The organism is Mesorhizobium sp. BH1-1-4 (genome assembly GCF_020165665.1).
Taxonomy (GTDB): domain Bacteria; phylum Pseudomonadota; class Alphaproteobacteria; order Rhizobiales; family Rhizobiaceae; genus Mesorhizobium.
This window is the reverse complement of the sequence record NZ_JAIUIN010000038.1, coordinates 1-21,666: the sequence shown is the minus strand read 5'-3', so window position 1 is coordinate 21,666 and position 21,666 is coordinate 1. Positions and strand designations below refer to the sequence as shown.

The window sequence follows — 21,666 nt, the reverse complement described above, 5'->3', positions numbered from 1 at the left end:
GTGGACGGCGGATCGGAGAAAAAAGTGCGCTACGACATCGTCATCATCGGCGGGGCCGTCGTCGGGTCCTCGATCGCATATTATCTGCGCGAGGAAGGGTTTTCCGGCTCGATCGCCTTGATCGAACGCGATCCGCAATTCGCCCACGCGGCGACGACGCTCTCCATGGCCTCGATCCGCCAGCAATTCTCGATTCCGGAAAACATCCGCCTGTCGCAGTTCACGCTGAAACTGTTCCGGCGGCTGAAGGAGGAATTCGGCGCCGACGCCGATATCGGTTTTCGCGAAGGCGGCTATCTCATCCTTGCCGGCGAGGCCGGGCTGCCAATCCTCAGGGCCAACCACGAGGCGCAGGTCGCCGAGGGCGCCGACATACTGCTCGAGGACGCCGAACAACTGACGCGCCGCTTCCCCTGGCTGTCGGCCGAAGGCATCATCGCCGGCGCCTATGGCCGCACCGGCGAAGGCTGGTTCGACGCCCATGCGATGCTGATGCTGTTCCGCAAGGCGCTGCGGCAGAAGAAAGTCGATTTCATCAGCGCTTCGGTCACCGGCATCGAGCGGCAGGGCGGCCGCGTCACCGGTGTCAGCCTCGACAACGGCGAGACGCTGGAAGCCGGTATTGTCGTCAACGCCGCCGGCCCGAACGCCGGCAAGGTCGCCGCCCTTGCCGGGCTGGCGCTGCCGGTCGAGCCGCGCAAGCGCAACGTCTTCGTCTTCGAGGCGCGCGAGAAATATGCCGACATGCCGCTGCTGGTCGATCCCTCGGGCATCTATGTCAGGCCGGAAGGCTCGGTCTATCTCACCGGCGGCGCCGAGCCGGAAGAGGGCGACGGCCCGGCCGATCCCGGAGATTTCGAGGTCGACTGGCCGCTGTTCGAAGAGGTGATCTGGCCGGTGCTGGCGACCCGCATCCCGGCTTTCGAAGCCATCAAGCCGACGCGCGCCTGGGCCGGGCATTATGACTACAACACGCTCGACCAGAACGCGGTGATCGGCCCGCATCCGGCGGTGACGAATTTCCTGTTCGCCAACGGCTTCTCCGGCCACGGCCTGCAGCAGGCGCCGGCGGTCGGCAAGGCGCTGGCGGAACTCATCGTACATGGCGGCTACCGGACGATCGACTGCTCAGCGTTTGGCTATGAACGGGTGGCCGATGGCCGGGCGTTCCGGGAATTGAACGTGATTTGAAACGCGCTTCTTCCTTCTCCCCTTGTGGGAGAAGGTGTCGCCGAAGGCGACGGATGAGGGGTGTTCCAGGGAACGCCAACGCCTCGCTCCGCTGAAGCACCCCTCATCCGTCTCGGCGCTGGCGCACCGATCCACCTTCTCCCACAAGGGGAGAAGGAAGAAGTGCCTGGGGTATCATCGTCTCAACCTTGAGCGCGTTGCCCAGCGCATGGCCCCCGGCCGTGTTGTCGAAAATCCCCCAGACCTCGGCGCCGGAAGCCGCCGCCGCCGCCATCTGCCCGCTGAATCGGGCGAGGCTTTCGGCGTCGTAGTCGGAGTAATAGACGCGCGGCGCGCCATGCCAGCGGAAATAGGCGAGGCCGGGCCAGCCGCCTGGCGACGCGGCGGCCGGCACTGGAGCGGGGTCGGCGGCGACGCGCGCGACCCGGCGATCGGCCAGAAGCGCTCCCGCCTCGGCTTCGAACCAGCTGGGATGGCGCGGTTCGCAGGTCAGCCGGGTTTGGGTTCGCTTGCCCGCCATGTCGAAGAAGCCGCTCGCGACATCCGGCTCGAAGGAGAGGCTCGGCGGCAGTTGCACCAGAAGCATGCTCAGCTTTGCACCGAGACCTTCGACCTCTTGGAGGAAACTGTCGAGGAGGTCGTCGCAGCCGGCGAGACGGCGCTCATGGGTGATGGCCTTCGGCATCTTGACCGCGAAGCGGAAATGCTCCGGCACGGAGCGTGCCCAACGCTCATAGGTCTCGCGGCGATGCGGCTTGTAGAAGGAGGTGTCGATCTCGACGATCGGGAAGTGCCTGGAGTAGCGTTCGAGATGCGATCCGGGTTCTGGAAAATCCTGCCTGTATCGGGTCGGAATACCCCAGCCGGCCGTGCCCATGAAACATGCCTGTTTTCCCATGCATGGGATGTGGGCCGAATGAGGTCTGGGTCAAGGCGGACAGAGGCTGCGCAAAGCAACGACCCCCTGCTCACGCCGCGGCCAGTCTTCCGCCTCGACATGCGCCTGCAGCCAGGCCAGCACCCGCGCCCAGCTCTCTGCATGTTCCGCCGCCGCCTCGTGCAGCCCGGCAAAACCGCCATGGCAGATGGTGAGGCGCGTGCCCCTAGCAATCGGCTGCAGCAGCCAGGCTACCGTGGTTTGCCGCCGGCCAAGCGTGGGATGGTCCCATGCATAGGCCCGCGTCTGGACGATCCGGCGCGGCACCTCGATCTCGAGGAATTCGCCACTGGCCGGCAGGTCCGTGCCGTCGGCAGTTCGGACAATAGCGGTCCAATGGCCGCCGACGCGCAGGTCGGCCGACCAGTCGACCATGCGGCCGGTGTCGGCCGACCCCCACCATTGCTCGACTTCCTTGCCGACCAGTGCCTCGAAGATGCGTTCCGGAGGCGCTTCGATCTCGGCCGATGCCATGACGGTGTCGCCATTGGTCATGCTCCGTACCCTGAGAGCATGGATCATGGATGCCTCCACATCGATTTGTTTCGTTGACGAAACAAGCCTTCAGCTCTTTGATGGCGGCCGCTCGAACCCCTTGCCGGTCTCGAGCAGGCTCTTCAGGCTGGCCAGCACCAGCGGCCAGCCCTTGGCGACGTTGCCGATCAGCCTGTGGGGCCCGTCCGCTTCATGGGTTACGGCAAGCTTCATCAGCTCGCCGTCCGGCTCGATGGTGAAGGTGCAGCGCGTGTAGCCGTCTTCCCTGATCTCGGGCATCCATTCATTGCGCCATTTGATGACCAGGCGCCGCGGCGGATCGATCTCGAGGATCTCGCCGCTGTCGGCGACACGGCCGTCGGGGAAGATCAGCTTCCAGCTAGAGCCCACCTTCCATTCGCTCTCCTGATAGGAGCAGAGGAAAAACTGCCGGTTGAACTCCGGGTCGGTCAACGCTTCCCAGAGCTTTTCGGCCGTGGTGCGAATATAGGTCACATAAACGAAGCTGTTGCTCATCGGTCTTCCCTTTCGAGGCGTTTCTTCAGGTCGCTGAGGGCGGTCAGCCGCCCCCGCTCGAATTTGCCAATCCAGCGTTCGGCGATCTCGTTGATCGGAACCGGGTTGAGATAGTGCTCCTTCTCTCGCCCCCGGCGGATGGTGGCGACGAGGTTTGCTTCCTCAAGGATCGCCAGGTGCTTGGTCACCGCCTGCCGGGTCATGGCCATCTCGGCGCACAGCGCATTCAGCGTCTGCCCATTCCTGGCATGGAGACTGTCCAGCAATTGCCGGCGTGTCGGGTCCGCCAGGGCGCGAAAGACTGCATCCATGCTCATAGCTCTAATATGCAACCGTTTGGTTGCATGTCAAGCGGCAAGATCGCACGCCGTTGACGACCGGATAGATCGCAGGAGCGAAAAAATCAGCGCTTGCGGGAGATCCAGAAGGCGTCGGGCATGCGCTTCATGCCGATGCGTTGGTAGAAGCCGACGGCGTCGGGCATCGAAATCAGGCTGATGGCGACCGACGGTCCGAGCTGCCGGGCCACTTCGTCCATCAGCCCCTTGCCGATGCCCAGCCCCTGCGCCTTGGCCGAGACGGCGAGATCGCTGATATAGCAGACCCAGGAAAAGTCGGTCAGGCAGCGGGCAACGCCGATCAGCGGCTTGCCTTCCATGTCGAGACGGGCGGTCACGATCAGATTGGCGCCGTCCAGCATGGCCTTCAGCCTTGCCTCGTCATCGACGGGCCGGACTTCGCCGAGACCGGATTCCACCAGCACGCGGCGGAATTCTGGCGTATCGAGCGATGCTTCGCGGGCGTAGAGAATGTGCGACTGTTCGGCCATGGCGTCCACACTGCATCAGTCCCGGCCGATCCCAAACCGCTTTTTCCGCTTTTGTCCGATGGGTCAAGGGCGCGCACGAACAGTTGCCTTTTATTTGCCGCCGGCTTTGTGTAAACCGGGCTCCAGAAAATCCCCCGCAACGAAAACACGGGCCAAAGCCATGGAAAAATTCACCAAGCTGACCGGCGTCGCCGCTCCCATGCCGATCGTCAATGTCGACACCGACATGATCATCCCGAAGGATTATCTCAAGACGATCAAGCGCACCGGGCTTGGCACCGGCCTGTTCGCCGAGATGCGCTACAAGGACGACGGTTCGGAAAACCCGGATTTCGTGCTCAACAAGCCGGCCTACCGCAAGGCGCAGATCCTGGTCGCCGGCGACAATTTCGGCTGCGGCTCGAGCCGCGAACACGCGCCATGGGCGCTGCTCGACTTCGGCATTCGCTGCGTCATCTCGACCTCGTTCGCCGACATCTTCTACAACAACTGCTTCAAGAACGGCGTGCTGCCGATCACCGTCAGCCCCGAGGATCTGGAGAAGCTGATGGATGACGCCTCGCGCGGCTCCAACGCCACGCTGTCTGTGGACCTCGAAGCCAAGGAAATCCGCGGCCCCGATGGCGGCGTGGTCGCCTTCGACCTCGACGACTTCAAGCGCCATTGCCTGCTCAATGGCCTCGACGACATCGGCCTGACCATGGAAAAGGCCGGCGCCATCGCCTCGTTCGAGAAGCGCAACGCCGAACAGCGCCCCTGGGCCTGAGCGGCGCCGTTCGGAACGATAGGTCCGGCCCTTTGAGGCCGGTTTGGTGCGACTGAAGGAGGGACAGTCATGCGAGATCAGCTTCTTGCCGGCGCCTGCGGGCTGGCCTTGCTGCTCATGCCTGTCTCAAGCATCCTCGCGCAGACGCAGACGCCGGCCACGCAGCCGGCGCCAGCCGAACAGCCGGCCGCCGGGCAGGACACGGGAACCAACGCCGCCGACGCTTCCGACGACGACAAGCAGGCGCCGGTGCCGTTCGAGGGCGGCCAGCTGACCATTACGCAGCCGGAGCAGGATGGCGAGAAGGTGCTGGCCTATGAAGGCAAGCAGCTGGCCAGCAACTACGACGTCTTCTTCGACAAAATCGTGGAGGTCGGCGGCGTCAAGGTGGCGCTGTTCGATGTCGGCGACGGCGGCAACCAGTGCGGTCCGGCCAAGGTGATCGTCTGGAAACCTGAGGGCGGCAGCATCCAGAGCACAAGGGTCGAACAGGACGAGTGCGGCGCGCCGCCGGCGGCGGTGTCAGACGACGCCATCTATTTCGTACCGTATCTTCTACCGGGCGACGACAAGCCGGCCCTACAGTGGTCGCCGACATCAGGGCTGACCATTTCGGGCAATCTGACCTACATGCCGGAGCCCGGCACCGACTGGAAGGATCTCGACCCGGCGAAATACGACAACATCATCGACGCCTTCCACAATGAGGCGGTCTACAAGGAAGCGCAAAACCTGCTCGGCAAGGACATGCCCGACATGGCGACCAGCCTGCTGGTCGGTGGCGGCACGGAAAAGACCGCGTCCGGCGCGTTCTACGCCAGCGGCTGCGTGCCGCATGATTGTGGCGGCAATGACGGCTTCATGGCGGTCGACCCGGCCAAGCACCAGCTCTATTTCGCCCGCCGCGGCGACAATGGCCAACCGAACGCCTGGCCGGCGCTGGCGACATGGCCGGCCGACGTGAAGGACGCGCTGGACAAGGCGATGGGGTCGGCAAACTAGCCAGAGCATTTCCGGCGAACGAGGGAGCGCACGCCAGTGCTCTGCCCTTTGTTTCGCGCAGGACGCGGTTTTGTACGCCCTTCTTCCTTTGAGCGCCGCCGGTCGCCTTTCTGCCCAACGCGCGTCAGCGGCAATATTCACTGGACAAATGGAACCAGATCGCCCGCGCGGCGTCATAGAAACAGCTTCGCGGCAGTGCCTGGAGTAACATTGATGGGCAGGCTCATTCTTCTGGCGCTTGTTTTGTTCGCCTTTGCATCTGGCATCGCGGAGGCGGCAAAGCTGGACGGCGCCGCCGTCAACGATGCTCAATTCGGCGACGCCGCAACGAAAGGCGTTGATGCGACCGTTCTGAAGGCGCAGATCCTTTTGGATCGCGCGCGGTTCTCGCCTGGCCTCATTGACGGCCACCAAGCGGAGAACTTCGCCAAGGCGGTGCAGGCATTTCAGGCGGCAAACGCCCTGCCCGCCGATGGCAAGCTCAACCGGGAGACCTGGGACAAGCTGGTCGCAACCTCGCCAGGCGCGGTTCTTGTGAACTACGAGTTGACGCGCAAGGACGTGCGTGGACCGTTTGCTAAACGCATTCCGGCAAGCATGGAAAGGATGGCTCGCCTGCGCGGGCTCGGCTATCGCAATTCGCTGGAACGGATCGCGGAGCACTTCCACATCAGCGAACAATTACTGCGGAAGCTCAACCCGGGCATCAGCTTCAGGACGGCGGGCTCAAAGGTGCTGGTGCCGGCTATCGACCGAGGCGATTCGCCCTCAACCGTTGTCAGCGTCGAAATCGACAAGGCCGCGCGCCAGGTTCGCGTTCTCGACAACTCCGGCAAAGTGGTTTCGGTCTACCCCGCCTCGATTGGAAGCAAAGAGAAGCCGGCGCCGAGCGGCGATGCACAAGTAACCCGCGTGGTCCACAATCCCACTTATCACTACGATCCCCGCTTCGCCTTCAAGGGGGTTAGGACCAAACGGCCCTTCACCATCGCTGCCGGGCCCAACAATCCTGTCGGATCTATCTGGATCGATCTGTCCATTGAAAGTTACGGGATTCACGGCACGCCCGAACCAGGCAAGATTGGGAAGACCTTTTCGCACGGTTGCATCAGACTGACCAATTGGGATGCCGAAGACCTCGCCCTTGAGGTGCACAAAGGCACAAAGGTTGTCTTCACCGGAGAAACGGCTGAATCGGCCAAGGACCAACCCGGCTGACGCATCGCAGTCAATGCAATTTATGAACCCCTGGAAGAGGATGAGGGAGCTGGCCGCCGACTTTGCGGGGTCTGCACCGCCGATCCGCCCGTCCTTGGCCCATGACGGGATCGGCATTTGTCCCCACAGAATGGCAGCACCAATGCGAGGCTCCTCATGCGCAAGCTCATCTCCACCGGCTCACCATTCGAAAAGACCGCCGGCTATTCGCGCGCCGTCGTCCAGGGCGACTGGTGCTTCGTGTCCGGGACGACCGGCTATGACTATGCCACCATGACGATGCCGGAGACGGTCGAGGCACAGACGCGCAATTGCCTGGCGACGATCGGCAAGGCGCTCGGGGATGGCGGCTTCGAGATGGCCGATGTGGTGCGGGCGCATTACTACATCACCGACCAGGCCTTCGTGGATGTCGTCTTCCCGATCCTGGGCGAGACGTTCGGCGACATCAGGCCGGCGGCGTCGATGATCGTCTGCCAGCTCAACAAGCCGGAAATGAAGATCGAAATCGAGGTGACGGCGCTGCGGCGCACGGCTTGAGAGGACCAGAGCCATGAAGGTCCGGCGCATCGTCGCCAATATCGAGACGCAGGACGCGGCGGCGGCCAGCCGTTTCTACCATGACGTGCTCCGCCTCGACCTACTCATGGACCATGGCTGGATCGCGACCTACGGCTCCCCGGAGACCATGCAGGTGCAGGTCAGCTTCATGGCGCAAGGCGGGTCCGGAACGCCGGTACCGGATCTGTCGATTGAGGTCGACGATGTCGATGCGGCGTTCGAGGCCATGAAGCAAGCCGGTTTCGCCGTCGAATACGGGCCGGCCGACGAGCCCTGGGGCGTGCGGCGCTTTTATGTGCGCGATCCGTACGGCCGGCTGGTCAACATTCTCTCGCATCGGTGATGGCATCTTCGGTGAGGCAGTAACTTAGGCAGGACAGAGGGGCGCGCGAAGGATCGCCGACGGTGCCCTTGTTCGCATCGCGGCATTCTCCCTTCCCGTTACGGCTTGCGCTGCAACCACTTGGCGTTTAGCAAGGCGCCGGTTCAATTCTCTCCCAGGACGGTTTTCACCATGGCGACGAAGCATCTTTTCCTGCTCCCCGGCGACGGCATCGGCCCCGAGGCCATGGCCGAGGTCCAGAAGCTGATCGCGGCCATGAACGAAAAGCTCGGCAGCGGCTTCGCCACCGATGAAGGCCTCGTCGGCGGCTGCGCCTATGATGCGCATGGTGCTGCGATTTCCGATGCCGACATGGAAAAGGCTGTTGCGGCTGACGCGGTGTTGTTCGGCGCCGTCGGCGGGCCGAAATGGGATGCGGTGCCTTACGAGGTGCGCCCCGAGGCCGGCCTGCTGCGGCTGCGCAAGGACATGGAGCTGTTCGCCAATCTCAGGCCCGCCATCTGCTATCCGGCGCTCGCCGCATCGTCCTCGCTGAAGCAGGAAGTGGTCGAAGGCCTCGACATCCTCATCGTGCGCGAGCTGACCGGCGGCGTCTATTTCGGCGAGCCCAAGCAGATCATCGATCTCGGCAACGGCCAGAAGCGCGGCATCGACACGCAGGTCTACGACACGTTCGAGATCGAGCGCATTTCGGGCGTCGCCTTCGAGCTGGCGCGGACCCGCAAGAACCACGTCACCTCGATGGAAAAGCGCAACGTCATGAAGTCTGGCGTGCTGTGGAACGAGGTCGTCACCCAAACCCACAAGGCGCGCTATTCCGACGTCAAGCTCGACCACATGCTGGCGGACGCCGGCGGCATGCAACTGGTGCGCTGGCCAAAGCAGTTCGACGTCATCGTCACCGACAATCTGTTCGGCGACATGCTGTCCGACATCGCCGCCATGCTGACCGGCTCGATCGGCATGCTGCCGTCGGCCTCGCTCGGCGCGCCCGATGTGAAGACCAAGAAGCGCAAGGCGCTCTACGAGCCGGTGCACGGCTCGGCGCCCGATATCGCCGGCAAGGGCATCGCCAACCCGATCGCCATGATCGCCTCCTTCGCCATGTGCCTGCGCTATTCCTTCGGCATGGTCGCCGAAGCCGACAAGCTCGAAGGGGCGATCGCCGCCGTGCTCGACGACGGCTTGCGCACCAAGGATATTTTCTCTCAAGGGATGACCGAGGTCGGCACCGTCGCGATGGGTGACGCCATCATCGCCAAGTTCCTGGGCTGATCCGGCGCGCGCCGCCTCGCACAGGGCGGCGCCATGATCGCCGGCGGCATGGCCAGGGATGCCTGGCCACCGCTTCGTCAAACCCTGACGCCCGCCGGCACCGGTCCCCAGCGGTTTTCCCGCGCCTGCGTCGGGATGAGTGCGAAGACCAGTATGGCCAGGCTGCCGATGGTCGGGAGCAGGATCACCAGGCAGAGCCAGCCCGACAGGCCGATATCGTGCAGCCGTCGCACGGTCATGCCGAGGCCGGGCAGGAAGGTTGCCAGCAGGAAGGTGCCGCAGAGGCCGACCGTCACCGCCGCCGAGACGTCGGTGTCGAAATTGCCCATCTGGGCGTCGGTGAAGATACCGATGCCGCCGATGATCAACAGGCTGACCACCCAGAACAGGCAATAGCTCCAATATTCCTTGCGGCGGGCGCGGCCGCCGAAATTGAAGTAGTTCTGGGTCACGGCGCGCCAGAAATAGCCCCACAGGTCGGTGGGTTCGGCAGGTTCGGAGGAGCGGCCGAAATGCCGCGCCTGCGGCGCGGCCCCTGCCGTCTCGTTACCGGCGGGAGCGGCCTTGGCGCCGGCGGCCGGAGCCGCGGTCTGGGCGACGGCAAGCAAAAAGACGTCACGCGCCTGGCCGTGGGCCGGCAGAAATTCGACGGCCGCGCCGTTGGCGAGAATGGCTTGGCCGCGCAGATCCTCGCGCCTGAAGGTGTAGCGGTTGCCGTCGGCGCCGGTGATGAAGCCGAAGCCCTGGCTCTCGTCATAGTGAAGAACTTCGCCGCGCATGCGCCACCCCCTCCTTGCCCCGCCAAGATGTGGCACAGGGCGAAGTGCATGGGCAAGACCGGCGCAATGGCTACCGTCCTGACGGCAAATCATGGATAAGACATCGACAGCAACCGCCCTCAGCAGAAGCAGACAATGACAGAGCCTACCGATGCCAGCGTCACGAACGGGAATGAGCAGGCCGCAAGTCCCCCTACCCTGGCCATCGACGCCACCGGGCTGATGTTCTGGCCGCCCGGCAAGGGCTTGGCGGGCATTCCGCGCGTGGAGAGCTTTCTCGTCAACGCGGCGCTGGCGGATCCGGATCCTTGCGTGGAAGCGGTGGCGTTCAGGTCGAGCGAGGGCAAGTTTCGGCCGCTTGCCCCCTATGAACTGGATCATGTCGCGGTGGGCCCGATTTCACCTCATCAAGTCAAACGGTGGCCAGGAAGACGCGCGGCCCTGTCTCAGGCTTTCGAGGCGGTGAGGCATCGGCCATGGGACAAGCGCGAGACGGACCGTCATCTCGCCAGGACGGTGACGAACGGCCGCAAAGGGGTCGCCTACCAGGCAACGCGGCTGCTGATCCGCGCCTATCGCCTGTACCAGCGGGCCCGCATCCGGTTGGGCGCGGAACCCCATGCGCCGGGCCGGGGCACCGAGGCGGAACCAGGCCTCGTGCTGATCAGCCATCACATCCTGACCCAGCAGGACCGGTCCGCGGTGTCGAGCACCACCGGCACGCTTGCCTTCCTTTGCCATGATCTCATCCCGACATTGCGCCCCGACCTGATCGGTACGGGCATCGGCGAAACCCGTTTTGGATCTTATCTCGAACAGCTGGTGCGCAGCGGCGCGCCGGCGTTCTGCGCCTCCGACGAGGTTGGCGCGACGCTGACCGACCATATGCGCAAGGCCGGCATCGCCGCGCCTGTCGTGTACCGGTTTCCGATGCCTTCCATCCTGCACGAGACCGCGTCCCGCATGGGAGCGACCTCGCGCATCGAGACGGGCGAACCGTTCGTCATCTATTGTTCGACCATCGAAGTGCGCAAGAACCACATCCTGCTGGCCCGCATCTGGCAGCAGGCGCTGGAGGAAGGCGTCAAGCTGCCGCGGCTTGTCTGCGCCGGGCGCTGGGGCTGGATGATCGAGCCGCTGCGCGCCTATCTCAAGGATCATCCCGCGCTGCTCAACTCGGTGACCTTCACCGGGCTGGTCAGCGACGAGGAGCTCATCCAATATTATCGCAGCGCCACCTTCGGCGTCTTTCCCTCGCATATAGAAGGCTGGGGTTACGGCGCCTCGGAATGCCTCGATTTCGGCATTCCGGTCATCGTCTCGACCGCGCCGTCGCTGATCGAGGCAAGCGGCGGGCTAATGCCGGCGATCGATCCCAACGACCAGGCCGGCTGGTACGCCGCGATCCGCAAAATGGCGGAAGACCATGGCTGGCGTTCATCGCTGACGGAACGCATCGCCAGACAGCACCGGCCGACGCCGGCATCGGCAAGCTGGGCCGCCATCAAGGCCGGCCTGCGGGAGAGCGCGGCCCGCCGTCTCCAGAGCAATTCCAGGAAAAGTGTGTAACGGTTTTCCCGGGCGAAGCGCGTAGCGCCTCCCCTTGGGAATTGCGTGAAAACAAAGAGTTAGAGCGAGTCGGCGATTCCATCAAACGCTGAACCGCTCTAGACTTATGACGGGCGCTTCTTCGTCTTCTTGTGCTTTGGCGCGCCGGCATTTTCGAATTTCGGCTTGCCCGGCTTCTTCGCCCACGGCTTTGCCTCATGCGCGGCTGCCGGGCGCTGGTCGGCCGGCGCCGGCGCGCGTTTCTCGAATTTGCGCTTCGGCGCGTTCGGGTCGAACGGCGCCTTGCCGCGATGCGGCTTCTTGTCCGGACTTGGCGGCTGGTAGCCGGCGCGCGAAAAATCGGGCGTGCCATCCAGCCGCTTGACCAGGATGGTGCCCTGCAATTTGCGATCGGGGCCGATTGCCGCCACGAAACGGTCGGCCCAATCGGCCGCTATCTGCACGAAGGTTTCTTCCGGCTGCATCTTGATGGCGCCGATCTCGCGCTTGGAAATGCTGCCGGCGCGGCACAGCATCGGGATCAGCCAGCGCGGCTCGGCGTTCTGCCGGCGCCCGACCGACAGCGAGAACCAGACGCTGGCGCCGAAATCGTCGCGGCGGCTCGGCGCCTCGTCGCGATGGGTGAATTTTTCGCCCGCCGGTCTTTCACGCGCCAGTCCTTCACGCGAAGGCGTGAACGGCGCGACATCCATGAGATCCTCGGGCGCCGAGCGGCTGGAACGGCACTGGCGCACGAAGGCCGCCGCCACCAGTTCGGCGCCATGCCGGCTGAGAAGCGCCTCGATGAAGCCGCGCTCTTCGTCCTTCACCGGTTCGTCGAAAGCCGGGTCGGCAAGAATGCGCTCGTCGTCACGGCGCAGCACGTCGTCGGCCGAGGGCGGGCTCGCCCATGTCGCCGTCAGCTTGGCGCTTTGCAGCAGCCGCTCGGTGCGCCGGCGGGCGCTATTGGGCACGATCAGCGCGCTGACGCCCTTGCGCCCGGCGCGCCCGGTGCGGCCGCTGCGGTGCAGCAGCGTTTCGGGATTGGTCGGCAGATCGGCGTGGATGACCAGTTCGAGATTGGGCAGGTCGATGCCGCGCGCCGCGACATCGGTGGCGATGCAGACTTTCGCGCGACCGTCGCGCATCGCCTGCAGCGCATGGCTGCGCTCGTTCTGGCTGAGCTCGCCCGAAAGCGCCACGACCGAAAAATTCCGGTTGTTGAAGCGCGCCGTCAGATGATTGACGGCGGCGCGCGTGTTGCAGAACACCAGCGCGTTCTTGGCCTCATAAAAGCGCAGCACGTTGATGATGGCGTTCTCGCGGTCGGCTTGGGCGACATTCAGCGCCCGGTACTCGATGTCGAGATGCTGCTTTTCCTCGCCAGCGGCCGAGATGCGCACGGCATCGCGCTGATAGCCTTGCGCGAGCGTGGCGATGGAGCGCGGCACAGTGGCCGAAAACATCAGCGTGCGGCGCTCGGCGGGTGCGGCGTCGAGGATGAATTCGAGATCCTCGCGAAAGCCGAGATCGAGCATCTCGTCGGCCTCATCGAGCACCACGGCCTTCAGCGCCGACATGTCGAGCGAGTTTCGGGTGATGTGATCGCGCAGCCGGCCGGGCGTGCCGACGACGATATGGGCACCGCGATCCAGCGCGCGCCGTTCGGTGCGCATGTCCATGCCGCCGACGCAGGAGGCAACCGTGGCGCCGGTCGGCTCGTAGAGCCATTCGAGTTCGCGCGTCACCTGCAGCGCCAACTCGCGCGTCGGCGCCACCGCCAAGGCCAGTGGGGCCGCGGCCTGGCCGAAGCGCTCCGCGCCGTCGAGAAGCGTCGGCGCCATGGCAAGGCCGAAGGCCACTGTCTTGCCCGAGCCGGTCTGGGCCGACACCAGCGCGTCGGCCTGGCCGAGCTCCAGCACCGCCTTCTGCACCGGGGTCAGGTCGGAATAACCGCGTTTTTCCAGCGCTTGCGCCAGCGCGGGAACAATACCATCGAAGTTGGACATCTCGTTCTTTCGGAATTCAGGGTTCTGCGCTCATCATGGAGCACATGCCGGGGGCTGGCGCCGCGCCAGCCAAACAATCTTGGCCGTTCGTACTTCCTGCCGCCCTTCTTGTACAGGGTGCCATGCAGGCTATGCGACGCGCCGCCAATTGACTCCTGCCGCAAACCGCGTAAAAGCCCGCTTCGAACGGGATCAATTTCGATGCGCGGCCTTTTGATGGCTCTTCTTGCATTCGATGCCCCCAGCCTCGATGGGAACCATTGGGCCGGGCGCGTCGCCGCGTCCTCTCGTTCCAGCAAAACCCCATTCTTGGCCAAGAAAACTACCAAAACCACCACCAAAACGGTGTGATTCCCTTGGCCTAACCACCCTCTCCCGGGTCCGGCCCGGGGGACGGAACCCGCATTGGCCGGCGGGTTTTCTCCAACAACCAAGCGGAGAGGGACAGGAGATCTTTATGAGTTTCAAGGTTGCGATAGTCGGCGCCACGGGCAATGTGGGCCGCGAAATGCTCAACATACTGGAAGAGCGCGGCTTTCCGGTCAGCGAGGTCGTGGCGCTGGCGTCGCGGCGCAGCATGGGCACGGAAGTGTCGTTCGGCGACCGCACGCTGAAGGTCAGGCCGCTCGACCAGCATGATTTTTCCGACACCGACATCTGCATCATGTCGGCCGGCGGCAACGTCTCCAAGGAATGGTCGCCGAAGATCGGCAAGCAGGGCTGCGTCGTCATCGATAACTCATCCGCCTTCCGCTACGACCAGGACGTGCCGCTGATCGTGCCGGAGGTAAATCCGGACGCGATCTCGCTGTTCACGCGCAAGAACATCATCGCCAACCCGAACTGCTCGACGGCGCAGCTGGTCGTGGCGCTGAAGCCGCTGCACGACGTCGCCACCATCAAGCGCGTCGTCGTCGCCACCTACCAGTCGGTGTCGGGCGCCGGCAAGGAAGGCATGGACGAGCTGTTCACGCAGACACGCGCGGTGTTCGTCGCCGATCAGGTCGACGTCAAGAAGTTCACCAAGCGCATCGCCTTCAATGTCATCCCGCATATCGACGTCTTCCTCGACGACGGCTTCACCAAGGAAGAGTGGAAGATGGTCGCCGAGACCAAGAAGATGCTCGACCCCAAGATCAAGCTGACGGCGACCTGCGTGCGCGTGCCGGTGTTCATCGGCCATTCCGAAGCGGTCAACATCGAGTTCGAGAAGCCGATCACCGCCGACGAGGCGCGCGACATCCTGCGCGAGGCGCCGGGCTGCCAGGTGCTCGATAAGCGCGAGGATGGCGGCTACATCACGCCGCTGGAATCGGCGGGCGAGGACGCCACCTTCATCTCGCGCATCCGCGAGGATTCGACCATCGACAATGGCCTGTCGATGTGGATCGTCGCCGACAATCTGCGCAAGGGCGCGGCGCTGAACGCCGTGCAGATAGCCGAGCTGCTGGTCGAGCGCGGCCTGATCCAGCCGAAGAAGAAGGCGGCCTGACGGCCGTTCAGTTTTCGCTCACGGGCCGTATCGCCGCTGCCGCGGCGGGCCCTCCGCGAGGGCGCCGGACGACCGGCTGCCCGCGGTCGCGGCCTTCGGCCGGGTGTTTCCTTCTCCCCGTCACTATACGGGGAGAAGGTGCCGGCAGGCGGATGAGGGGCGGCGCTGGCCTGGGAGCGAGCACACCAGGGCAGCCACAAGCTAGAACGCCGCCGCCATAGCCACTATGATGCAGCATCACTCAATGGCTTTGACTGCGCCATCCTGCTCTATTCGCGATCGAGCATGGCATCCAGATGATCGTTCTCCTGTGACATGCCGGCGTTGGCGATTGCCTCGACATCTTCGTGCTTCAAATCCTTGGTTGCGAATGACTGCCCAGTCAGCTCCCGCAATACCTCCATCGCCTCTTCCGCCCTCTCCGTCGGCACGAACAGATGGTCATGGTAAAAGCCCGAGACCGGATTGACGCCCATGCCGGCGGCGGCGAGGCGAGCTGTGATGGCGGCGAGGAAGCCGACGGCCTCCAGAGAGGAGTGGATGTTCAGCGTGATCACCCGGCAGCGGAACACAGCTTCCAGCCCGGCAGCCTCCGCTGCGTCCTCGGTCACGATCAGCGTCGTGCCTTCGTGCTCGCGAAACACCATCACAGGCTCCAGGCCTTCTGGCTGGGGCGCATCGGGCGCCAGCGTGGCGAAGACGTAGGTGCCATCGAGCAGTTCCGGCCTCATTGATGCCAACAATGTCCCGAGATCGGTCTCACCGGTCATGTTTCTCGCCTGCACAAGGACGGGCCACGGCCCTCAGGTCCTCCATATCGGCAAGCGGCGACCGCCGATAGCCCGTGCGCCGCGCGGGCGACATGACGATGTGACGACATGGCGATGTCGTTGTCGGCTGAGCTTGCGCATCTGGCGCATCGCACAATAGAGGAGCTGAGGGCCGACGCCGGCCTGTGAAAGGCCCCAATGATCGTTCGTCCGCGCCCCACCTTCCTGCAGCTGTTCTTCATCATGCGCGGCTCCGTGGTGCCACGCATCCTGCCGCAGATTTTCGGCTTCGCGATCTATTCGGCGGTCATCCTTGTCGTGGCGCGCTGGTTCCAACTCGATCTCGGCGTCTTCAACATCACGCCCTTCGGACTGGTCGGCGTGACCTTGTCGATCTATCTGTCCTTCCGCAACAACGCCGCCTATGACCGCTGGTGGGAGGCGCGCAAGCTGTGGGGCGCGCTGGTCTTCGAAGTCCGCAATCTGGCCCGCGCCACGACAAGCCTCATTCCCGATCTGACCGAGCAGCGCGCCCTGCTGATGGAGGCGCTGGCCTTCTGTCATTTCCTGCGCGGCCAGTTGCGCAGGATCGACAGTGTGAAAGACGCCCATGCCTTCATCGACACCGAAGCGGAGACGGCGGCGGGTTTTGCCAATCCGGCGGACGAGATGGTCAGGCGCATGGGTCGCCGCGCCAATGCGCAGCGCCAGGGTGGCGAGCTCGACACGATCGGTTTCCGCATCCTCGATGAGAGGCTGGCGTCCATCACCGCCATCCAGGCCGGCTGCGAGCGGATCGCCGGCACGCCCTTGCCCTTCGCCTACACGCTGCTGGTGCACCGCACGGCCTACATCGTCTGCCTGCTCCTGCCGATCGGCCTGATCTCGACCACCGGCTGGGCGACGCCTTTGTTCACGGCGCTGATCGCCTACACCTTCTTCGGCCTCGACGCGCTTTCGGAAGAACTCGAGGATCCGTTCGGCACCGAAGCCAACGACCTCGCGCTCGATAGTCTCTGCCGGGTCTGCGAAATCTCGGTGTTCGAGGCCTTGGGCGAGACGCCGCCAAAGATGCTGCCGGCCGAGAAGTTCTATTTTTCGTAAGCTTGAGACATGGATGGCATGCGCGTGCCGGAGTGGCTTCCGGGGCCACTTTGCCAAAAGAATCCAGCCCCCCTGTAGGATCGTCGCCTTGGGGCGCGTCCTTGGCTCGACCCCGAAAAAGGGGCTCGAACCATCAGGAGGGTACACCAATGAGCATTTCCGAAATCGCGCCCGTCTCGTCCGGCGCCTTGTGGACCGGCCGCGTGCTCAGCGGCCTCATCGTCCTGTTCATGATCTTCGACGGCGCCATCAAGCTGCCGCCGCTCGATGTGGTGACCCAGACGATGGTGCCGCTCGGCTGGCCGGCCGACGCCAACGTCGCGCGCATGCTGGGTGTTATTGGCCTGGTCTCGACCGCGCTTTATGCCTTGCCGCGTACCTCGGTGCTCGGCGCCATCCTGCTCACCGCCTATATGGGCGGCGCCATCGCCACCAATGCGCGGATCGGCAACCCCTTGTTCTCGCACACGCTGTTCGGCGTCTATCTCGGTATCATCCTGTGGGGCGGCCTCTATCTGCGCGACCCCAGGGTGCGTGCGCTGGTCCCGTTCAGCCGATAGCAGCTCCGCGCCAAACGCGGCTGCTGGTGTCGTCGCGATCTTCGTTCCCCTCGGGATCAAATTAGCCGTCTGAGAGTTAAGCCCTTGGCGGCGAGACGGCGATCCGCATGTGAGAGGAACGAAAATGAAGAAAATTATTACGGTTCTTGTGTTGGCGACGGCGCTCGGCGCCTGTTCGCAGACGGAAAAAGGCGCCGCCGTGGGCGGTCTTGGCGGTGCCGCGATCGGCGCGGCCGTGGCTGGCGATCCGGTCCAGGGCGCGGTTGTCGGCGGCGCGGTTGGCGCCGTGGCGGGCGCCCTGATCGGCCATGCCAGCGAAAGCGGCCAATGCCGGTACCGCGACCGCCACGGTCGCACCTTTGTCGATCGCTGCCCCAGCGGCTATTGATCGAGCGCATTCCGGACATGAAGAGCAAAACGGCGGGCTTTTGGCCTGCCGTTTTCGATCGATGAATTGCGGCCCGCTTGAGACATCCGGTGGGGGCCGCGCTACAGCAGGTTCCGAATGTATCGCCAGGCTTCCTGGCCCAGGGCGGCATCAGCGCGGTCATTGCCGCCATGCGCGTGCGAGCTTGAGCGCGGGGTGGTTTCGCCAGGCAGGAGAATGCGGTGGCCGGCGTCGGGGGCCGAAACGAGGCGCGTGGCCTTTCCGGCATCTTGCCGACGCCGGACAATCGACGTGGCGAATTCCAGGGATGGCCACAGCGCGTCGCCGCCGCCAGCGACCAGCACGATCTCCCCCGAAAGTGCCTCGACGGGAATGGCGGCCTTGTCGGCTTCCTGCCTGAACCTTGTCAGGCAGTGCTCGAAAAGTCCTCGGTAGGACACAAGACCATCAACATGGCTTGCCTTCCAATCCGGGTCGGTTGGAACAAAGGGGAGAGGGCGACCGTCAACAGTCCATGACGATCGCTCGGGCCAGCTGACGCCGTCGCGGCCCGGCCCGATGTTTCCCCAGACCACCGATGTCGGGCTGATTGCAACCACGGCATCGACGCGCGGGTCTTGGGCCGCCGCGAGCAAGGATGCCTCGGCGCCCTTGGACGTGCCGACATAGACGATGCGCCGGCATCCCAATCCAACGAGGCGGTCGGTCGCGGCGAAAAACGTCTCAAGGGGGATTTCACATATGCCGGGAACCTGGCCTTCGCCGCCGAACCACTGAGGGCAAGGACAGAGACGCCCTCGCTGGCAAATAGTCGTGCGCGGGAAATATCGACACGGCCGCTCGATCCGCTCAAGACAACGACGCCGGTCGTGGCGCCAGCGCAGCGCAGCAGGGTCCCGGCGACGACGCCGGACAGGATCTCCTGCGTGACAGCCCGTTCGTCCATCCGATCCTCGGCCGGAAATCAGAAGCTTTCCGGGACAACAGCAAAGGGCAGGTCGACGACAAATGCAAACAGCAAAACGGCGGGCACAGGCCCGCCGTTTCGTTTCCGCAAAGAATGCGACGCGAGATTACTCCGCCGTGGCGGCTTCCTCGGCCGGTGCGGCAGCGGCGGCGGCAACCGCGGCAGCGGCGTCTTCCTGCGCCTTCTTCAGCAGCGAGGCGCGTTCCTGCGCCTTCTTGCCGGGCTCGGCCTTCTTCGGGTTGGAGCGGGCGTCGCGCTTGGCAAGGCCGGCCTCGTCGAGGAAGCGCAGCACGCGGTCGGTCGGCTGGGCGCCGTGCGACAGCCAATGCTTGACGCGGTCGGCGTCGACCTTGACGCGCTCGCCGTCCTTCGGCAGCAGCGGGTTCCACGAGCCGAGCGACTCGATGAACCGGCCGTCGCGCGGCGAACGGGCGTCGGCGACGACGACGTGGTAGTAAGGACGCTTCTTCGAGCCCGCACGGGCCAGTCTGATCTTCAGTGCCATTTCTTTTCTCCTAAAAGCTCTGATTTCGTTTGATTGGATTTCGGCTGAGTCTTTCAGCCGGTTTTCATCACGCCGTTTGCTGCGGCGATCTGTTCGTGGTGGCGGATCACTTCGCGGACGACGAAGTTGAGGAATTTCTCCGCGAAATCCGGGTCGAGATGCGCGTCATGCGCCAGCTGGCGAAGACGGGCGATCTGCTGCTGCTCGCGCGCCGGATCGGCCGGCGGCAGGCCATGCTCGGCCTTGAGCACGCCGACCGCCTTGGTGCAGCGGAAGCGCTCGGCCAGCATATGGATGAGGGCGGCATCGATGTTGTCGATCGATGCACGGTAGCCGGCCAGGATGATGCGGGCGTCGGCCATGTCCTTTTCTTCGTTCATCCGCAGTCTCACTTCTTCTTGCCAAGGCCGGGTAGTCCGCCGCCACCCAGGCCGGGAAGCCCCGGTAGTTTCATGCCGCCGGGCAGCCCGGGCAGGCCGCCCCCGCCGGGGGAGGGCAGACCCTTCATGCCGCCGAGGCCGGCGGCCTGCGCCTGCTTCTGCAGGGCTTCGAGCTGCTTGGGATCCATCTTCGACAGGTCCGGCATGCCGCCGCCCATCATGCCACCCATGCCGCCAGGCATCATGCCGCCCCCCAAACCACCAAGGCCCATCTTGGAAGCGAGGCCGCCCATCATGCCGCGCATCAGGCCGCCGCCTTTGCCCTTGCCGCCCATCGCCTTCATCATGTCGGCCATGCCGCGATGCATCTTCAAGAGCTTGTTGATCTCGGCGGCGTCGGTGCCGGAACCGGCGGCGATGCGCTTCTTGCGCGAGTGTTTCAGCATGTCGGGGTTGGCGCGCTCGGCCTTGGTCATCGACGAGATGATGGCGAGCTGGCGGCCGAACATCTTGTCGTCGAGGCCGGCGGCGGCCATCTGGTCCTTCATCTTGCCCATGCCGGGCATCATGCCCATGATGCCGCCCATGCCACCCATTTTCGACATCTGCTGAAGCTGCTGGGCAAGGTCGTTCAGGTCGAACTTGCCCGACTGCATCTTCTTGGCCATCGCCGCCGCCTGCTCGGCGTCGATGTTTTCGGCGGCCTTCTCGACGAGCGAGACGATGTCGCCCATCCCCAGAATGCGGTCGGCGATGCGCTTGGGATGGAATTCCTCCAGCCCGTCCATCTTTTCGCCGGTACCGATCAGCTTGATCGGCTTGCCGGTGACGGCGCGCATCGACAGCGCGGCGCCGCCGCGGCCGTCGCCGTCCATGCGGGTCAGCACCAGGCCGGTGATGCCGACGCGTTCGTCGAAGCTCTTGGCCAGGTTGACGGCGTCCTGGCCGGTCAGCGAATCCGCGACCAGCAGGATTTCGTGCGGGCTCGACACCTTCTTGATGTCGGCCATCTCGACCATTAGCGGCTCGTCGATATGGGTGCGGCCGGCTGTATCGAGGATGACCACGTCATGGCCGCCGAGCTTGGCCGCCTGCACGGCGCGCTTGGCGATATCGACCGGATTCTGGCCTGCGATAACAGGCAGCGTCGCGACCTGGACCTGCTCGCCGAGCTGGCGCAACTGCTCCTGCGCGGCGGGACGCCGCGTGTCGAGCGAGGCCATCAGGACCTTCTTGTTCTGACGCTCGGTCAGCCGCTTGGCGATCTTGGCCGAAGTGGTGGTCTTGCCGGAGCCCTGCAGGCCGACCATCATGACGACGACCGGCGCCGGCGCGTTGAGGTCGATGGCGACGCCCTCGGCGCCCAGCATGTCGACCAGCTCGTCATGGACGATCTTGACGACCATCTGTCCCGGCTTGATCGACTTCAGCACGGCGGCGCCGACAGCCTTCTCGCGCACCTTGTCGGTGAAGGAGCGCACCACTTCCAGCGCCACGTCGGCCTCGAGCAGCGCACGGCGCACCTCGCGCAGCGCCGCCGAGACATCCGCCTCGGAAAGCGCGCCGCGGCCGGTCAGGCCGTTCAGGATGGAGCCAAGGCGCTCCTGCAGCGATTCAAACATCTTGCTTCCTTCGATCCCGGTTCATTCGATCCGAGAGGTAATGCGTTCGCGCCCAGTCTCCAAGCAAGCAAAAGCCCAAAACCAAAAAGCACCCGGGGGCGCACAGCGCTGCCGGGTGTTGGCCTCCAGGATCTGTTTACAGCACTTGGCCTCGAAGAGGCTTCGGCGTCCTGGTCGGCTTGCTCGGAGGGATACTCGTCGCGGAATTGCTGGGCTGTAGACAGGAAATCGGCGCGAGAGTCAAGGCAACGGCCCGGGCAGGCCACTCCTTGCACCGTGATCAGACCGCCTGACCCACCGGAACCCAGGCCCTGACCTGCGGATACGGCACGTCCGATCGTGAAAATCGCCGGCGGCCCCCCCCCCCGCCGCCCGCCCGCGACCGCGCCACCATAGGACGTCATAGACA

At 64.5% G+C, this 21,666-nt stretch carries 22 protein-coding genes and 2 pseudogenes; 12 read left to right on the top strand and 12 right to left on the bottom strand.

Features of this window, described 5'->3' with window-relative positions:
* The first annotated feature begins 24 nt into the window (after positions 1-24).
* Positions 25-1,191, top strand: coding sequence for an NAD(P)/FAD-dependent oxidoreductase (locus LB569_RS30960; protein WP_224695298.1), 1,167 nt, complete (start codon positions 25-27; stop codon positions 1,189-1,191).
* Between the two features lie 103 nt (positions 1,192-1,294).
* On the opposite strand, the gene LB569_RS30955 is transcribed toward LB569_RS30960, so the two are convergent.
* The 5 genes from LB569_RS30955 to LB569_RS30935 form a co-directional block, all read right to left on the bottom strand.
* Positions 1,295-2,089, bottom strand: a complete 795-nt coding sequence (locus LB569_RS30955) for a DUF72 domain-containing protein (RefSeq protein WP_224695297.1) — start codon at positions 2,087-2,089, stop codon at positions 1,295-1,297.
* 30 nt (positions 2,090-2,119) lie between these two features.
* Positions 2,120-2,650, bottom strand: coding sequence for an SRPBCC domain-containing protein (locus LB569_RS30950; RefSeq protein WP_224695296.1), 531 nt, complete (start codon positions 2,648-2,650; stop codon positions 2,120-2,122).
* Positions 2,651-2,692: 42 nt separating this feature from the next.
* Positions 2,693-3,139 carry an SRPBCC family protein gene (locus LB569_RS30945; RefSeq protein WP_224695295.1) on the bottom strand — a complete coding sequence of 149 codons (447 nt, stop codon included), beginning with the start codon at positions 3,137-3,139 and terminating at the stop codon, positions 2,693-2,695.
* The gene (locus LB569_RS30940; protein WP_224537058.1) at positions 3,136-3,456 is read right to left on the bottom strand and encodes an ArsR/SmtB family transcription factor; all 321 of its coding nucleotides are present in this window, start codon (positions 3,454-3,456) and stop codon (positions 3,136-3,138) included. The genes LB569_RS30945 and LB569_RS30940 overlap by 4 nt, the downstream gene beginning before the upstream one ends.
* A gap of 86 nt (positions 3,457-3,542) precedes the next feature.
* Positions 3,543-3,968: a GNAT family N-acetyltransferase gene (locus tag LB569_RS30935; protein ID WP_224695294.1), complete on the bottom strand. Its 426-nt coding sequence runs from the start codon at positions 3,966-3,968 to the stop codon at positions 3,543-3,545.
* Positions 3,969-4,128: 160 nt separating this feature from the next.
* Here LB569_RS30935 and leuD point away from each other — a divergent pair, with 160 nt between their 5' ends.
* The 6 genes from leuD (at position 4,129) to leuB (ending at position 9,133) form a co-directional block, all read left to right on the top strand.
* On the top strand, positions 4,129-4,734 hold the full coding sequence (gene leuD, locus LB569_RS30930; RefSeq protein WP_224537053.1) for a 3-isopropylmalate dehydratase small subunit: 606 nt from the start codon (positions 4,129-4,131) through the stop codon (positions 4,732-4,734).
* A 69-nt stretch (positions 4,735-4,803) separates the two neighbouring features.
* Complete coding sequence (locus tag LB569_RS30925; protein ID WP_224695293.1) at positions 4,804-5,736, top strand: hypothetical protein; 933 nt, start codon at positions 4,804-4,806, stop codon at positions 5,734-5,736.
* Between the two features lie 213 nt (positions 5,737-5,949).
* Complete coding sequence (locus LB569_RS30920) at positions 5,950-6,954, top strand: L,D-transpeptidase (RefSeq protein WP_224695292.1); 1,005 nt, start codon at positions 5,950-5,952, stop codon at positions 6,952-6,954.
* A 156-nt stretch (positions 6,955-7,110) separates the two neighbouring features.
* Positions 7,111-7,494, top strand: coding sequence for a RidA family protein (locus LB569_RS30915; protein WP_224695291.1), 384 nt, complete (start codon positions 7,111-7,113; stop codon positions 7,492-7,494).
* A 13-nt stretch (positions 7,495-7,507) separates the two neighbouring features.
* On the top strand, positions 7,508-7,858 hold the full coding sequence (locus LB569_RS30910; protein WP_224695290.1) for a VOC family protein: 351 nt from the start codon (positions 7,508-7,510) through the stop codon (positions 7,856-7,858).
* Between the two features lie 171 nt (positions 7,859-8,029).
* Positions 8,030-9,133, top strand: coding sequence for a 3-isopropylmalate dehydrogenase (leuB, locus tag LB569_RS30905; protein ID WP_224695289.1), 1,104 nt, complete (start codon positions 8,030-8,032; stop codon positions 9,131-9,133).
* Positions 9,134-9,210: 77 nt separating this feature from the next.
* Here leuB and LB569_RS30900 read toward each other — a convergent pair whose 3' ends face one another.
* Positions 9,211-9,912 carry a DUF805 domain-containing protein gene (locus LB569_RS30900; RefSeq protein ID WP_224695288.1) on the bottom strand — a complete coding sequence of 234 codons (702 nt, stop codon included), beginning with the start codon at positions 9,910-9,912 and terminating at the stop codon, positions 9,211-9,213.
* 135 nt (positions 9,913-10,047) lie between these two features.
* Between LB569_RS30900 and LB569_RS30895 the strand changes: the two genes are divergently transcribed.
* Complete coding sequence (locus LB569_RS30895) at positions 10,048-11,481, top strand: glycosyltransferase (protein ID WP_224695287.1); 1,434 nt, start codon at positions 10,048-10,050, stop codon at positions 11,479-11,481.
* A gap of 104 nt (positions 11,482-11,585) precedes the next feature.
* Here the strand turns inward: LB569_RS30895 and LB569_RS30890 are convergent, their stop codons facing one another.
* Positions 11,586-13,469, bottom strand: a complete 1,884-nt coding sequence (locus LB569_RS30890; RefSeq protein ID WP_224695286.1) for a DEAD/DEAH box helicase — start codon at positions 13,467-13,469, stop codon at positions 11,586-11,588.
* 457 nt (positions 13,470-13,926) lie between these two features.
* Here LB569_RS30890 and LB569_RS30885 point away from each other — a divergent pair, with 457 nt between their 5' ends.
* Entirely contained in the window at positions 13,927-14,961 is a 1,035-nt protein-coding gene (locus LB569_RS30885) for an aspartate-semialdehyde dehydrogenase (protein WP_140703814.1), read from the top strand.
* Between the two features lie 371 nt (positions 14,962-15,332).
* Here LB569_RS30885 and LB569_RS30880 read toward each other — a convergent pair.
* Positions 15,333-15,731 (bottom strand): annotated as a pseudogene (locus tag LB569_RS30880) (ACT domain-containing protein); the annotation flags it as partial.
* Between the two features lie 198 nt (positions 15,732-15,929).
* Here LB569_RS30880 and LB569_RS30875 point away from each other — a divergent pair.
* The 3 genes from LB569_RS30875 (at position 15,930) to LB569_RS30865 (ending at position 17,783) form a co-directional block, all read left to right on the top strand.
* Positions 15,930-16,835 carry a bestrophin family protein gene (locus tag LB569_RS30875; protein WP_224695285.1) on the top strand — a complete coding sequence of 302 codons (906 nt, stop codon included), beginning with the start codon at positions 15,930-15,932 and terminating at the stop codon, positions 16,833-16,835.
* 149 nt (positions 16,836-16,984) lie between these two features.
* Positions 16,985-17,395 (top strand): DoxX family protein, encoded by a 411-nt coding sequence (locus tag LB569_RS30870; RefSeq protein WP_140703808.1) that lies wholly within the window; start codon positions 16,985-16,987, stop codon positions 17,393-17,395.
* A 124-nt stretch (positions 17,396-17,519) separates the two neighbouring features.
* Positions 17,520-17,783 carry a YMGG-like glycine zipper-containing protein gene (locus tag LB569_RS30865; protein WP_224695284.1) on the top strand — a complete coding sequence of 88 codons (264 nt, stop codon included), beginning with the start codon at positions 17,520-17,522 and terminating at the stop codon, positions 17,781-17,783.
* Positions 17,784-17,884: 101 nt separating this feature from the next.
* Here the strand turns inward: LB569_RS30865 and LB569_RS30860 are convergent.
* The 4 genes and pseudogenes from LB569_RS30860 to ffh form a co-directional block, all read right to left on the bottom strand.
* Positions 17,885-18,729 (bottom strand): annotated as a pseudogene (locus LB569_RS30860) (acyl-CoA thioester hydrolase/BAAT C-terminal domain-containing protein).
* A 127-nt stretch (positions 18,730-18,856) separates the two neighbouring features.
* Positions 18,857-19,255 (bottom strand): 30S ribosomal protein S16, encoded by a 399-nt coding sequence (gene rpsP / locus LB569_RS30855; protein WP_140703803.1) that lies wholly within the window; start codon positions 19,253-19,255, stop codon positions 18,857-18,859.
* A gap of 53 nt (positions 19,256-19,308) precedes the next feature.
* Positions 19,309-19,635: a chorismate mutase gene (locus LB569_RS30850; protein ID WP_140703801.1), complete on the bottom strand. Its 327-nt coding sequence runs from the start codon at positions 19,633-19,635 to the stop codon at positions 19,309-19,311.
* Between the two features lie 8 nt (positions 19,636-19,643).
* Positions 19,644-21,257, bottom strand: coding sequence for a signal recognition particle protein (gene ffh / locus LB569_RS30845; RefSeq protein ID WP_224695283.1), 1,614 nt, complete (start codon positions 21,255-21,257; stop codon positions 19,644-19,646).
* Positions 21,258-21,666 lie beyond the last annotated feature (409 nt).

Excerpts from the sequence above, each read along its gene's own strand:
- LB569_RS30955 (WP_224695297.1), bottom strand. The coding sequence starts at position 2,089 with ATGGGAAAACAGGCATGTTTCATGGGCACGGCCGGCTGGGGTATTCCG.
- LB569_RS30950 (WP_224695296.1), bottom strand. The coding sequence starts at position 2,650 with ATGATCCATGCTCTCAGGGTACGGAGCATGACCAATGGCGACACCGTC.
- LB569_RS30945 (WP_224695295.1), bottom strand. The coding sequence starts at position 3,139 with ATGAGCAACAGCTTCGTTTATGTGACCTATATTCGCACCACGGCCGAA.
- LB569_RS30940 (WP_224537058.1), bottom strand. The coding sequence starts at position 3,456 with ATGAGCATGGATGCAGTCTTTCGCGCCCTGGCGGACCCGACACGCCGG.
- LB569_RS30935 (WP_224695294.1), bottom strand. The coding sequence starts at position 3,968 with ATGGCCGAACAGTCGCACATTCTCTACGCCCGCGAAGCATCGCTCGAT.
- leuD (WP_224537053.1), top strand. The coding sequence starts at position 4,129 with ATGGAAAAATTCACCAAGCTGACCGGCGTCGCCGCTCCCATGCCGATC.
- LB569_RS30925 (WP_224695293.1), top strand. The coding sequence starts at position 4,804 with ATGCGAGATCAGCTTCTTGCCGGCGCCTGCGGGCTGGCCTTGCTGCTC.
- LB569_RS30920 (WP_224695292.1), top strand. The coding sequence starts at position 5,950 with ATGGGCAGGCTCATTCTTCTGGCGCTTGTTTTGTTCGCCTTTGCATCT.
- LB569_RS30915 (WP_224695291.1), top strand. The coding sequence starts at position 7,111 with ATGCGCAAGCTCATCTCCACCGGCTCACCATTCGAAAAGACCGCCGGC.
- LB569_RS30910 (WP_224695290.1), top strand. The coding sequence starts at position 7,508 with ATGAAGGTCCGGCGCATCGTCGCCAATATCGAGACGCAGGACGCGGCG.
- leuB (WP_224695289.1), top strand. The coding sequence starts at position 8,030 with ATGGCGACGAAGCATCTTTTCCTGCTCCCCGGCGACGGCATCGGCCCC.
- LB569_RS30900 (WP_224695288.1), bottom strand. The coding sequence starts at position 9,912 with ATGCGCGGCGAAGTTCTTCACTATGACGAGAGCCAGGGCTTCGGCTTC.
- LB569_RS30895 (WP_224695287.1), top strand. The coding sequence starts at position 10,048 with ATGACAGAGCCTACCGATGCCAGCGTCACGAACGGGAATGAGCAGGCC.
- LB569_RS30890 (WP_224695286.1), bottom strand. The coding sequence starts at position 13,469 with ATGTCCAACTTCGATGGTATTGTTCCCGCGCTGGCGCAAGCGCTGGAA.
- LB569_RS30885 (WP_140703814.1), top strand. The coding sequence starts at position 13,927 with ATGAGTTTCAAGGTTGCGATAGTCGGCGCCACGGGCAATGTGGGCCGC.
- LB569_RS30875 (WP_224695285.1), top strand. The coding sequence starts at position 15,930 with ATGATCGTTCGTCCGCGCCCCACCTTCCTGCAGCTGTTCTTCATCATG.
- LB569_RS30870 (WP_140703808.1), top strand. The coding sequence starts at position 16,985 with ATGAGCATTTCCGAAATCGCGCCCGTCTCGTCCGGCGCCTTGTGGACC.
- LB569_RS30865 (WP_224695284.1), top strand. The coding sequence starts at position 17,520 with ATGAAGAAAATTATTACGGTTCTTGTGTTGGCGACGGCGCTCGGCGCC.
- rpsP (WP_140703803.1), bottom strand. The coding sequence starts at position 19,255 with ATGGCACTGAAGATCAGACTGGCCCGTGCGGGCTCGAAGAAGCGTCCT.
- LB569_RS30850 (WP_140703801.1), bottom strand. The coding sequence starts at position 19,635 with ATGAACGAAGAAAAGGACATGGCCGACGCCCGCATCATCCTGGCCGGC.
- ffh (WP_224695283.1), bottom strand. The coding sequence starts at position 21,257 with ATGTTTGAATCGCTGCAGGAGCGCCTTGGCTCCATCCTGAACGGCCTG.